Annotated in this window: 7 protein-coding genes and 1 pseudogene; 7 read left to right on the forward strand and 1 reads right to left on the reverse strand. The window is 57.6% G+C overall.

Going from position 1 to position 13,106, the window contains the following annotated elements:
- The first annotated feature begins 1 nt into the window (after nt 1).
- The 6 genes from tssF (at nt 2) to AC4BBN_RS21725 (ending at nt 11,392) form a co-directional block, all read left to right on the forward strand.
- Nucleotides 2-1,846 carry a type VI secretion system baseplate subunit TssF gene (gene tssF / locus AC4BBN_RS21700; protein WP_490594111.1) on the forward strand — a complete coding sequence of 615 codons (1,845 nt, stop codon included), beginning with the start codon at nt 2-4 and terminating at the stop codon, nt 1,844-1,846.
- On the forward strand, nt 1,810-2,907 hold the full coding sequence (gene tssG / locus AC4BBN_RS21705; protein ID WP_490594112.1) for a type VI secretion system baseplate subunit TssG: 1,098 nt from the start codon (nt 1,810-1,812) through the stop codon (nt 2,905-2,907). Before tssF ends, tssG begins: the two co-directional genes overlap by 37 nt.
- Nucleotides 2,908-2,922: 15 nt before the next feature.
- Nucleotides 2,923-5,631 carry a type VI secretion system ATPase TssH gene (gene tssH, locus AC4BBN_RS21710; RefSeq protein WP_490594113.1) on the forward strand — a complete coding sequence of 903 codons (2,709 nt, stop codon included), beginning with the start codon at nt 2,923-2,925 and terminating at the stop codon, nt 5,629-5,631.
- Between the two features lie 45 nt (nt 5,632-5,676).
- Nucleotides 5,677-8,793: a type VI secretion system Vgr family protein gene (locus tag AC4BBN_RS21715; RefSeq protein ID WP_490594114.1), complete on the forward strand. Its 3,117-nt coding sequence runs from the start codon at nt 5,677-5,679 to the stop codon at nt 8,791-8,793.
- Between the two features lie 105 nt (nt 8,794-8,898).
- On the forward strand, nt 8,899-11,100 hold the full coding sequence (locus tag AC4BBN_RS21720; RefSeq protein ID WP_490594115.1) for a hypothetical protein: 2,202 nt from the start codon (nt 8,899-8,901) through the stop codon (nt 11,098-11,100).
- Nucleotides 11,087-11,392 carry a hypothetical protein gene (locus AC4BBN_RS21725; protein ID WP_490594116.1) on the forward strand — a complete coding sequence of 102 codons (306 nt, stop codon included), beginning with the start codon at nt 11,087-11,089 and terminating at the stop codon, nt 11,390-11,392. Before AC4BBN_RS21720 ends, AC4BBN_RS21725 begins: the two co-directional genes overlap by 14 nt.
- Before the next feature lie 30 nt (nt 11,393-11,422).
- On the opposite strand, the gene AC4BBN_RS21730 is transcribed toward AC4BBN_RS21725, so the two are convergent.
- Complete coding sequence (locus AC4BBN_RS21730; RefSeq protein ID WP_490594117.1) at nt 11,423-12,412, reverse strand: formylglycine-generating enzyme family protein; 990 nt, start codon at nt 12,410-12,412, stop codon at nt 11,423-11,425.
- Between the two features lie 159 nt (nt 12,413-12,571).
- On the opposite strand from AC4BBN_RS21730, the pseudogene AC4BBN_RS21735 reads away from it, so the two are divergent.
- Nucleotides 12,572-13,090: pseudogene (locus AC4BBN_RS21735) on the forward strand (ClpB D2-like domain containing protein); the annotation flags it as partial.
- Nucleotides 13,091-13,106: the final 16 nt, after the last annotated feature.

The raw sequence follows: 13,106 nt of genomic DNA on the forward strand, positions 1-13,106 counted from the left end.
GTTGCAAGAGCTACTGCCTTACTATGAGCGCGAACTCGGCTTTCTAAGACGTTATTCGCGAGAGTTTTCAGAGCGATATCCGAAAATTGCGGGTAGCTTGTTGATGGCAGGAGAGGTTTGCGAGGACCCCCATATCGAACGCATGATCCAGTCATTTGCGTTGCTGAGTGCACGGGTTTCCAAACGAATTGACGACGACTATCCTGAATTTACCGAGGCGTTGTTTGAAGTTCTTTATCCACATTATTTGCGACCATTTCCGTCTTGCTCGATTGCACGCATGGACTCTGGCGTCAATGTATTTCAGTTGACTACAGCGGCAACTATGCCGCGTGGGACTGAGCTTGTGACACGTCCGGTAAAAGGCGTAGAGTGCAAGTTTCAGACTGCCTATGACGTAGTGCTAGCCCCGATTCGGCTGTCACACGCTCAGTTTGACGCGATTGCCATCGTTCCCGATTCGGTCTTGCTGCCTTCAAATATCACCTCAAAAATTAGTATCCATATCGACGTGCTATCAGAACAGCTGGGTCTGGGGCAGATAGGTATGTCCAAGTTGCGCGTGTTTATTGATGGTGAACCGTCTTTTTGCGCCGCCTTGCGAGACGCTTTGTTTACCCGGACAGCGCGAGCCTATGTGGAGGCATCTGACGGACAGCAGTGGAAAAGCCTGCACTCTATTCCTATTCAGGAGGTGGGATTCAATGAATACGATGCGCTTATTGATTTCCCTGCCAACGCGCACCCAGCTTATCGTTTGTTAACTGAGTATTTCTCATTCCCGGAGAAATTCAATTTTTTTGATATAGACCTAAAGCCGATCCTGGGAATGCTGCCGCTAGCTTGCAAAGGATTTGTTCTGCATCTTGCCTTGGAAGGCCTGCGTTCTGATTCCAATACTGCTCTGATGTTGGGTACGCTTTCTGCCAAGAATATGCTGTTGGGGTGTACACCCGTGGTCAACATATTTAAGCAGCACGGAGACCCTATCCGCCTTACGCATGCGGGTGCGCAGTATTCGGTGGTGGCAGACTCACAAAATGCATTTGCGTTCGAGGTATACGCTATTGATTCAGTGAAACTGGTCCGGCAATCGCCACAGGGCGAGTCTGTGACTGAATTCCGCCCGTTCTACTCCTTGCGCCATGGCCAAGTGCCGGCCAAGGCGGGCCACTATTGGGTGATGCGCCGCAATGAAATTGTGGCGCTTAAAAGCCCGGGGTATGAGGCGGAGATTTCGATTGTCGATATTGACTTTGATCCTGCCGAGATTGAAACGCAAACCTTGAGTCTGGAGCTCACTGCCACCAATCGCGACCTGCCTGCCGCCTTGGCCTACGGGCTACCTGGCGGTGATCTTTTCCTCAAGGGCGGGACCTTGGTCAAGTCCATGAGCCTGTTGCGCAAACCGAGTGCACCTATGCGCTTTGAACGGGGGAGAGGCGCCCATTGGCGCCTGATTTCGCATCTGGCATTGAACCATTTGTCTTTGACCAAGGGCGGCGTAGATGCCTTCCGCGAAACTTTGACTTTGTATGACTTGTCGCGTTCGGCGACGACGCAGCGGCAGATTGGGGCAATCACCTCCATAGAACACCGCGCGGCCACTGCATGGTTGCCTGGAAACCCATTTGCCAGCTTGGTGCGCGGCGTCGAGGTGCGTTTGACACTAGATGAAGAGGGCTTTGTTGGCAGCGGTTTGCATGTGTTCGCCAGCTTGATTGACCGGTTTCTAGGGCTGTATGTGCACGTCAACAGTTTTACGCAACTCGTCATTGCATCCAAAAGAAATGGGGAGGAACTGTTGCGATGCCGACCACGAAGCGGAGATTTGAGCCTAGCGTAATCCAGCGCCTGCTCGGCACGCCGCATCGCTTCCAGTTCTTCCAGGCAGTTCGGCTGCTTGAGCTGTGGTTCAAGAAAAAAGGCGTGGGTTCGGAGCAGATGCTGTCCAACCACATACGTTTTGCGAATCGGGTGTCGCTTGCTTATCCGGCCAGCGAAGTTGAGAGTCTTGCGGTTTATCCGCCGGCGCCGGATGCATCCGTTGCGGATGCTGAGTTTGCAATGCAGAGCGAGGCTTTCCAGCATTTCAGCTTGACTCCGACCTTTATGGGGTTTCTGGGCGGTAATGGTGCGTTACCAAACCATTACACGGAACGTGTTGCTGCGTACCAGGCTTCTAAAAAGGATGAAGGCCCGCGTGCCTTTTTGGATACCTTTTCCAATCGTGCGTTGGCATTGTTTTACCGTGCCTGGCGCAAGTATCGGCTGGAGTTGCACTATGACCAAGCCGAGGGGAAAGACGGGTTTCTCCCGCTATTGCTTTCCCTGTCGGGGTTAGGGCAGAGTTCTCTGCATGGACGCCTTGGGCGTGACGGCGAGGGTGTTCTAGATGAATCCATTGGGCGTCTTGCCGCCGCCGTACGGCATCGCCCTACATCTGCGGCGCTGTTACAGCGCGTTTTGAGCGAATACTTTGCGGTGCCTATAGCGTTGGAGCAGTTTGTTGGCATGTGGTACCACGTGCCACGCGAGCACCAGACGCAGCTGGGCTCAACCAACGCCGTGCTGGGCACGGCGGCAATGGTGGGCTCGCGGGTCTGGCAACGTGACCTGCGGGTGCGTCTGCGTGTAGGCCCACTGGCCCGTAAAGATTTTGAACAGTTCTTACCAAGGGCTAAGGCAGCTGTGGCCTTGCAAAAAATACTCACTCTTTTTACCGGCGTATGTCTGGAGTACGAGGTGCAATTGGTATTGCGCGCGTCCGATGTATCCGGTGCCCGTTTAGGCGCAGATGGCCCCAGCGGTCGGCTTGGGTGGGATTTATTTTTGGCCAGTAAACCAGAAGTGCAGGACCGCACGGACGTCTGTTATGACATCCATGCGCTGGCTGCAGATTTTTAGACGCGAAAGTAGGCGATGGGCACCAATCTCAAAACACTGATCAGTAAACTTAACGACCACGCACGGCTGGCGACAGAACGCGCGGCCAATATGTGCACCAGCCGGGGCCAATACGAAGTCGATCTGGAGCATTTGTTTCTGGCTTTGCTGGAGCAACCCCAGAGCGACTTTGCTGTGATTGCCCGCAAGTCCGGTATCAGTGTCGAGAGCCTGCAATCAGATCTAGAGGCCGAAATCGGCAGCTTCAAAACTGGCAACACGCGCACACCCGTGCTGTCGCCGCACTTGCAAACCTTGTTCGAACATGCCTGGCTGATTGCCTCACTGGACAACCAGTCTGCGCGCATACGCAGCAGCCATCTTTTGCTGGCTTTATTGACCCAGCCCGATTTGACGCAACTGGCTTACAGAGGGTCCAAGCTGTTTGTCAAATTCAAGTTGGACGAACTGAAGCACAACCTTGCCAAATTGACCGAGGGTTCTGAAGAAGGAGCCCGTGTGCAATCCAGTACGCAAGAGCAGGGCGGCGATCCTGTCGGTGATCTGTCCGCTCGAACAGGCACCAAGACTCCTGCCTTGGACCAGTACACCACCAACCTCACGCAGCGTGCGCGCGAAGGCAAGGTAGACCCGGTGATCGGCCGCGATATGGAAATACGCCAGGCCGTCGACATCTTGCTGCGACGCCGGCAGAACAATCCTATTCTGACCGGTGAAGCCGGTGTGGGTAAAACCGCCGTAGTAGAAGGCTTGGCCTTGCGCATAGCGCAGAACGACGTGCCCGAAGTTCTGCAAGGCGTAGAAATCCACACCTTGGATATGGGGCTGCTGCAGGCTGGTGCCAGTGTCAAAGGCGAGTTTGAGAACCGGCTGAAAAACGTGATTGACGAGGTGAAGAAGAGCCCGCACGCCATCATTCTGTTCATTGACGAAGCCCACACCATGATCGGTGCAGGCGGTCAAGCCGGCCAGAACGATGCGGCCAATTTGCTCAAACCGGCTTTGGCTCGGGGCGAGTTGCGCACTATCGCGGCGACCACCTGGGGCGAATATAAGAAGTATTTTGAAAAAGACGCTGCGTTGGCGCGGCGCTTCCAGGTGATCAAGGTGGAAGAGCCCAGCGAAGAGCTGGCTTGCGCCATGCTGCGCGGCATGGCTGCGGTGATGGAGAAGCACTTCAACGTGCGCATTTTTGACGAAGCCATTACCGAGGCCGTGCGTTTGTCGCACCGCTACATCAGCGGTCGCCAACTGCCCGACAAGGCGATCAGTGTGCTGGATACGGCCTGCGCCAAAGTCGCCCTGGGGCAAAGCGCCATGCCGGCAGTGCTAGAAAATCTGCGCAAGCACCTGGACCGCATGCACACCGAAATTGCCAACCTGGAGCGCGAGCAGGCCAGTGGTGGCCAGCACGGTGAGCGGCTGCAGGAACTCTACGCCCAACGCGATGCCGCCCATGCGGACCTAGAGCTGCAAACCGTGCGTTGGGATACGGAACAAGCCCTGGCACAAAAAATCAAGGCCGCACGATTTGCCCTGGAAGCGGTTGCGGCGCAGGCACCTGCCGCGGCTGCAGATGCTGTCTCCAAACCAGTCAAAACCACCAAGAAACCAGCCAAAGCCAGCGACAGCCCGGAGCTGGCGGCGCTTCAGCAGCTCTTGGCAGAACTCAAAACCCACCAGGGCGAAACTCCGCTGGTTCCCGTCCAGGTGGACGGCCACGTCGTCGCTGAAATCGTTGCCAACTGGACCGGTATTCCTCTGGGAAAAATGGTCAGCGACGAGATTAAAACCGTGCTCAAGCTCAAGGACCTGCTGCAAGAGCGCGTGCTGGGCCAACCCCACGCCATCGAAGCGGTTGCCCAGCGTGTACGCACCTCGCGCGCCAACCTGGACGACCCCAACAAACCCAAGGGTGTGTTCCTGTTTGTCGGCCCTAGCGGTATCGGCAAAACCGAGACTGCATTGGCCCTAGCCGACGCCCTGTATGGTGGCGAGAAAAAGCTCATCACCATCAATATGAGCGAATACCAGGAAGCGCACAGCGTGTCGGGCCTGAAAGGTTCGCCCCCCGGCTACGTGGGCTATGGCGAAGGCGGCGTATTGACCGAAGCCGTGCGGCGCAACCCCTACAGCGTGGTGCTGCTGGACGAGGTCGAGAAAGCCCACCCCGACGTGATGGAACTGTTCTTCCAGGTCTTTGACAAAGGCGTCATGGACGACGCCGAAGGCCGAGAAATCGACTTCAAAAACACCATCATCATCTTGACCAGCAACGTTGCCAGCAGCCAGATGATGCAAGCCTGCCTGAACAAGACAGCCGACGAGCTACCCAGCACCGAAGCGCTGGAGGCCCTGATCCGGCCGCAGCTGATGAAGGCCTTCAAACCCGCTTTCCTGGGGCGGCTGAAAGTGGTTCCGTACTACCCGATTGGCGATGAGGTGCTGGCGCAAATCATCGCGCTCAAGCTGTCGCGCATCCAGAAGCGCATTGCTATCAACCACAAGGCCGAGTTTGTGTACGACGACGCGCTGGTCGATGCCATCCTGGCCCGCTGCACCGAGGTGGACTCGGGCGCCCGCAACGTAGACAACATCTTGAACGGCAGCCTGCTGCCTGAGATTTCTGAGAGCGTCTTGGCCCAGATGGCCGCTGGTGGCGCCATCCGCAAGATCAAGGTCAGCGCCAATAAGAAGGGCGACTTCAAGTACGCCATCCAGTAAGAGAACCGGTAAGCACCGATACACATCTACACAGCTACACAGCACATGACCGCGCTCAGCACCATCGCCAGTCTTGGCCCACTCAGTGGCGTATTCAGCAGCATGCTCGACAGCTGGGGCCAGTCCGACCGTTTGCTGCGTCTGCACACCACGCTGCCGGGGCAATTGCTGCTGGCCGAGCGCCTACACGCGGTTGAGTCCCTGTACCCCGGCAACCTGGGTCTCCAAAATGAAGCTGGGGCCAGCCTAGCCGCAGACGCCACGTTCTGCGGCACCCGATTGCACATCCGCTGCCTGAGCCAAGACGCCCAGCTCGACCTGTCCACGCTATTGGGCCAGCCCGTGCTGCTGGAGCTGCTCACCGATGCCAGCCGCACCGACCTACGCCCCTTTCACGGCCACGTCACCCGGGTAGACAAGCTAGGCGCCAACGGGGGATTCGCCCGCTACCAGCTGACGGTAGAACCCTGGCTGGCCTTTCTGGCGCAGCGCCAGGACAGTGCCAGCTTCCAGGACATGCAGGTCTTCGACATCCTGGACTCCATCTTCCAGGACTACCAGGGCCAGGGTGCTCTGCAGCCGCAGTGGCGGTTTGACATCGCAGACAAGTCCGCGTACCCCCAACGCAGCCTGACCACCCAGTACCAGGAAACCGACCTCGCCTTCATCACCCGGCTGATGGCCGAAGAAGGCCTGTTCGCCTGGGTAGAGCACACTGGGGATGCGGACAGCCCCGCGCTGGGTGCCCACACCGTGGTGATCGCCGACCACAACGGCGCCTTCAAGCCCAACGCCAGCGCCGAGGTTGCCTTCACCCAGCCCGGCGCCGTCATGCAACGAGACAGCATCGACCGCTGGCGCAGCCGCAGCAGTTGGCAGGCCCGCACCGTACAACTCAGCACCTGGGACTACCGCGGCGGCACCAGCCGCCCCGAGCGGGCTAGCAGCACCGGCAAGGCACAGTCTGACGCCGATGACGCCACCGGCAGTATTCCCCTTGCCCACCGGGATGCTCCCGGCGCCTACGCATTCGAGACACCGACCCAAGGCCAGCGCATGGCCCGCAACCAGCTGCAAGCCCTGGACGTCGCCCGCCAGCTCTATACCGGAGCTGGCACCGTACGCAGCTTCGCCCCCGGCACCCACTTCGTCCTCAGCGGCCAGGCAGATTTATCCACCTTGTTGGAAGAACCGTCTGAGGACGAACGCCGCTACACCTTGCTGCGTGTCGTCCACCTGGCCCACAACAACCTCAGCGCCGAGCTGCGCGCCGCAGTCAACCAGCAGCTAGGCGGGGAAGAGGAAGATGCCGCAGAAATAAGCGCCAAATCGGCCTCTGGCGCAGGTAATACCAGCGCAAGCAGCTATCTATTCAATAGCATTCAAGAAGCGTTGAGTCGCCACTCCGGCAACGACAAGCCCTTGTACCGCAACCGCATAGACGCCATACGCAACACTACCCCTTACCGAGGCTCTCAGGTCGGCAGCCAAGGCCAGCTGCTCCACCCCAAACCCAGCGTCTACGGCCAGCAAACCGCCATCGTGGTGGGCCCCGCCGGGCAGGTGGTCTACACCGACCGCGACCACCGCGTCAAAGTCCAGTTCCACTGGCAGCGCGACGCTGCCGGCCAATACGGCAGCCACAGCCGCCAGAGCCATCCCAGCCAGCAAGGGCAGGGCGGAACCCACACCGGCGCCCCCGCCAACGAGCAAAGCGGCACCTGGGTCCGCGTCGCCGCCAGCCTGGCCCCCACCGCCGGTGCCAACTGGGGCGGCGTCGCCATCCCCCGCATCGGCCAGGAAGTCTGGGTGGACTTCATCGAGGGCGACATCGACCGCCCCGTCATCACTGGCAGCGTCTACAACGGCCAAGGCACTGCCGACGCGCAATACAACCAAGTCGCCAGCGGTGCGGGCAGCAGCACCGGCAACGCCCCCGCCTGGTTCCCGGGCGAGACGGACGGCCATGCCCACCCCGCAGCGCTGAGCGGCATCAAAACCCAGGCTCTCTCCACCAGCCAGCAGGGCGCAGGCGGCTATAACCAACTGGTGTTTGACGACAGTGCCGGCCAGGCCCGCACCGCACTGCAAAGCCACGCCAAACCGCACCAGGGCACGGCCGAACTCAACCTGGGCCAGCTACGCCACCAAAGTGACAACCAGCGCCTGAACCCGGTCGGCTTCGGCGTCGAACTCAAAACCCCGCACAGCCACGCCAGCCGGGCCGGTGCCGGCATGCTGCTCAGCACCGATGCAAGAGCGAATGCCAGCAGAACCCAACTCGACAGCCAGGAAGCCATAGCCCAGGCCCAAGCCAGTCAACAGCTTCATACCAGCCTGGCCGAGACAGCACAAAAGCACAAAGCCGAACTGAAAGCCCAGCCTGCCCCCGCCAAGCTGCCCGCCGTAGAACAACAGGCCCGCAACATGGACACCCAGCAAACCCAAGACCAAGGCGTCACCGCCTACAGCGAACCCCTGCTCCAGCTCAGCAGCAAAGGCGGCATCACCACCGCCACCCCCGAGAGCGGCGTCTTCAGTGCCGGCAACACCAGCAGCATCACCGCAGGCCAGGCCATCAACCTGGCGGCCCAAGGCAACAGCCACCACCTGGTCAAAGACGGCATTAGCTTCTTCAGCTACGGCAAAGTCAGCAACCCTAGCGAGCCGAACCAGGAAGTCGGCATCGCCCTGCACGCCGCCAGCGGCAAAGTCAGCAGCCAAAGCCAAAGTGGCCAGACGCGGCTGACGGCAGACCAGGGGGTAACGGTAGCCAGCGTGGCCGCCAGCATCCAGATCGCCGCCAAAACCCACGTCCTGCTGACAGCGGGTGGGGCAGGGCTGCGCGTTGAAGGGGGAAACATCACCATCCAGGGGCCGGGGACGATGGAGTTCAAGGGCAGTACTGTGGAGTTGACCGGGCCGGGGAGCGCTAGTGCCCCAGGCAGCAACTTACCCAAGCCCTCAGTCTTGCAAAGGTACAACGAGGCGTTTGTCGTCAAGAATGAAGAAACGGGGGAAGCCATGGCGCATGTGCGGTACCGAGTTGAAGACGACAGCGGCAAGATGCTGGTGGAGGGCGTAACCGATGCTCTCGGAAAAACCCAGCGTGTACACACAGCCAAGGCACAAGGGGTCAAAGTTTTTCTTCTTGACAACTGAGTGGCCTGTAGTTGCCCTTAGTCTGTTTCCCCTTTGCCTCGTTAGCTAGTGTGGCAGAACTGCCCCGAGCTGGACAAACAGATTTACGTTAAAGCGAAAACCGCCATGACCGAAGTACTGCAACCCAATAAGGCCGTCAACACAGACGCCAAAAAGAATACCTTCATTGACGTAACCCACACTCTGGGTGACGGCTACTTGCTGTATCGGCCGGACGAAAATGCTTTCATCGCGCTCTACCCGGACGAGTTTTTGGCGCTACGTGCTGAAGGCGAGGCGAACAATACGGCGATTGAGGAGCTGCAAGCCGCCAATCAGGATGTAACAGAAAAGTCTCTTGCATTGACAGAGCTATTGCGTAACCCGAATCCAGCGAAAGCCGATCTTAAAAAGGCCCAAGATGAACTTAACAAAGCGCTGGCTACTTTGGATGTAAAAAGCGAAGCCGCCAAGACCAAGATAGACAAGCTGACAGACATTAAGGCCGACCAAAAGAAGTTTGTAGAACTGCTGCCGCTGACCCAGGCGCGCAATGCGCGGGACAAGACCTATTACGTGTCTGCGGACAAAATTAAAAGTGCCTGGGCCGACAAACGCGTCTATTTGGTCGAGGGTAAGGCAGAACGGCAGAAGGGCCCCAAAGACAAGTTGCTCAACGGCATGGCACTTAACGGCAAAGAAATCAAGCGTCGGATTGCAGAAACTGCGATCGACAAAGCCAAGTTTGAGATGAAATGGAAGCTCAAACCCAAGGACGGTGACGAATATACGGGCCTATTTTTTAGCGACTGGTCCAAGGCTATGGGCTCTACGGCTCAGACGTTTCTAGAGCGTGAGCAAAAGGAAATTGTGGAAGGCATCTTCGGTCCTGTGAATGCAGACCCGAATGATCCCCATCGCAAAGTAGACCTGAAGGCAGAAGCCCAGCTGATGCGATGGGCCGCCGGGGCAGGACTGGAGGCCAACGTGCAAGGCTTCCAAGGCAACATCTTTGACAAACGTGACAAAGATTGGAAGAGCCGCTTCAAACGAGCTGCCAAAGCCGCGCAGTTCAACGTCAAGGCCAATGCTGAGGCGTCGATGGCACTGGGCGAGGCCAAGGTGACAACTACCCTCTTTATGCCCCACTACGCAGGTTGGCACCTGACCCCTGCCGGTGCAGGAGTGGCGCTGGACCTTGGCCACTTTAGGCTGCGGGGCGAGATGGCCCTCTATGCATTGGCGGGGGCCAGCTTGGCTTTGGAGGCAAATGTAGGCCTTATGTTGACCGCGAGTAAGCAGGGGCTGCGAGGGGTACCCAAAAACGCCAAGGCCGCAAAAGCCAAGGCTAGCGCCGGGGCCGAAGCCAAAGTGTTCGCCGGACTCAAAGAAGGCGTGGACCTGGCAGGTGCTCTGCAATGGCTGAATCCTGAGGGTTTCACCGATGCCAAAAACCCCAAGCGTAAAGACCCGAGCAAAACTTGGGCCGAGTATGTGGATGTTGCCAACGTGGGGGCGGGTATAGCTGGCATCGAAGGTTTGGCCGCTTCGCTGGGGTTTGAGGTCGGCTACAAAAACGGTAACTTTGTGATTGCGGCCAAGGCCGGAGCTTGCCTGGGGTTGGGTGGGGAGGGTAGCGTGTCTTGCAAGGTGGCGGGGAAGACGATTTTTGACTTCGTTGGATGCGTAGCGCACCAGTTGAAGCAGGCGGATTACACAAAGTTGCAAGGGTTGATGGCGAAACCTATTTTTTACGCCTTCAACCAAGTGCTTTACATGGTGCAAGCCGGTGAGAAGACATTGCAGGATTTTGTGGATTCAGCATTGGAAGACGTACGGGATATTGGGCAAATCTATGACAACGCCGTAGATGCAGTTCGTCAAAAAGGCGAGCGCTTCATCCGCGAAATGGAACAGCAAATGCGCAGCGGTTGGGGGTGGTTTGCCTACATGCCACCCGAGGCCCGTGGGGCCATGATCGCCAGCATTACCGAGATTGCTAACCAACCTCAGTACGCGGGGAACCGCGAGTTGCGGCAGATGGCCGCTTTTAGCGTGGATAGTTTGTTGGCAACCACGCAAACGCGGGGGCATTTAGATAACACGCTAGACCGTATTACTACGGCGATGGGAGAGCTGGGCAACCGCAGCAATGTGGTGGCCATGAATGATTTGCTGGACGGGTCCAGTTTTGCGGGCGGGCTGGACCGGGCGAGTGTCCAGGTAGCCAAGGCTGAGCCGATGATTCAGCGCCCGTTTATGCGTAACGACGATCCTAGCTTTGCCTACGCGCAGTTTCCGCTGTCTCACCCTAGTGCGCAAGCTTGACGTGAAGCAATCGGTGTACTCAGAGGTCGGTGGCTTTGCCGCCGTAACTAAGATGCTTGGTAACGGGATTCGCTGGCTTTTGTGGAGCCCCTTTGCTTTGATCGGTTGGGTTGCGCGGCTGGTTTGGAGCGTTGTGAAGTGGTTTTTTTTAGGGTTGGTGTTTGTGCTCTTTTGGGCATGGACTTCGGACGAAGATGACCTAGTGGTGTTTGACAGCAATGACTCAAATCGCAACGAAACACTTCGCAGCACTATTCGCAAGGCCAAGGCATCTCGTAAAAAGCGCAATTAGTACCCTTTACGGCGATAGTATCGACTTAGATTAGTTGACTGCGCAACGGAACTGAGCGGTGGACCAGCCACTAAAACCAGGGTATTGCCCCGCAAAATCAGGACGAACCTCTTTCGGAGTTTTGCCCCCCCTAGAAAAAACAAATCCACCGAATGCAGGGCTATTTCCCGGCGATGAGTGTCCCCTAATAACTTTTCCCGGTCCAAATTCGGGATGGCTCACTTGCGCTGGTTGCCCCACCACTGGACCTTTGGGATTGTGTGTGGGCGAGTTCTTGTAATAGTCTGGGTCGTACCAGTCATTGACCCATTCACTGGCAAAGTAATCCAACATTCCATACAGACCCGCAGGGTTCGGAGGGTAGGTGCCGATATCCGGTGTGCGTTGGTCCTCGGTGTCCCAAGGGTAGTTCCTATTCTTATCAATCTTCCCGTTATCCGTAGCAAACAGTACTTTCTTACCGCCAGAGCGAGCCGCGTATTCCCATTGCGCCTCGGTCAGCAAATCAAACGGCATGCCGGTAAGCTGGCCGAGCCATGCGCAATATGCCTTGGCTCCAAACCAGTTCACTCCGGCAGGCTTGCGTGGGGCGCGGTACTTGAGGCTGAATTTTGTCTGGTCGATGCGCTGCTCACTCACGCTATCGGTAAACAAATCGAAGTCGTCGTAAGTTACCTTGTAAGCCATGACAGAAAAACCGTCCAGAGTGACGGCGTGTGCAGGCTTGTTGTTGGTTTCCGCTTCGTACGGCAGCCCATCGGCATTGCCCCAGTCGCCCATTTCAAAGGTGCCGCCGGGTAGGTGCACAAGCTCTTTTACAACCCGCTCAGCCAAAGTCTTCGCGGCTGATGATGTCGGGGCGGTGGCAGCTTGGGAATTCGCCGCTGCGGGCGGTGCTGATGCACTGGGACTCGTTTGTCCGCAAGCTGTCAAACAGGTACTAAGCAACAAGCCAAAGAAGCCCAGTGATTTGCCAGAAGTAGAGGTGTGTGGGCGGATGGAGTCGGTCGAGAAATGCATGCGAGGATTCTCCCCGAACTGGCCACCATCCGCTTTAAAAAAGGACTTCAAAAAACATTCAAATGTAAGTGCACAGAATTTGTAGAAAGTCGGTCTCTCACGCCCACTCTATCTGCGCTGGAAGCTATCAAAAATATAGTAGTCAGAGCCTTATAAGCAAAAGGCGTGATGGACGACGCCGAAGGCCGAGAAATCGACTTCAAAAACACCATCATCATCTTGACCAGCAACGTTGCCAGCAGCCAGATGATGCAAGCCTGCCTGAACAAGACAGCCGACGAGCTACCCAGCACCGAAGCGCTGGAGGCCCTGATCCGGCCGCAGCTGATGAAGGCCTTCAAACCCGCTTTCCTGGGGCGGCTGAAAGTGGTTCCGTACTACCCGATTGGCGATGAGGTGCTGGCGCAAATCATCGCGCTCAAGCTGTCGCGCATCCAGAAGCGCATTGCTATCAACCACAAGGCCGAGTTTGTGTACGACGACGCGCTGGTCGATGCCATCCTGGCCCGCTGCACCGAGGTGGACTCGGGCGCCCGCAACGTAGACAACATCTTGAACGGCAGCCTGCTGCCTGAGATTTCTGAGAGCGTCTTGGCCCAGATGGCCGCTGGTGGCGCCATCCGCAAGATCAAGGTCAGCGCCAATAAGAAGGGCGACTTCAAGTACGCCATCCAGTAAGAGAACCGGTAAGCAC

The organism is Rhodoferax sp. SPJ21, assembly GCF_058216335.1.

Bases quoted from the DNA above. Each gene is read 5' to 3' on its own strand.
- AC4BBN_RS21715 (WP_490594114.1), top strand. From the start codon at position 5,677: ATGACCGCGCTCAGCACCATCGCCAGTCTTGGCCCACTCAGTGGCGTA.
- tssH (WP_490594113.1), top strand. From the start codon at position 2,923: ATGGGCACCAATCTCAAAACACTGATCAGTAAACTTAACGACCACGCA.
- AC4BBN_RS21720 (WP_490594115.1), top strand. From the start codon at position 8,899: ATGACCGAAGTACTGCAACCCAATAAGGCCGTCAACACAGACGCCAAA.
- AC4BBN_RS21730 (WP_490594117.1), bottom strand. From the start codon at position 12,412: ATGCATTTCTCGACCGACTCCATCCGCCCACACACCTCTACTTCTGGC.
- tssG (WP_490594112.1), top strand. From the start codon at position 1,810: ATGCCGACCACGAAGCGGAGATTTGAGCCTAGCGTAATCCAGCGCCTG.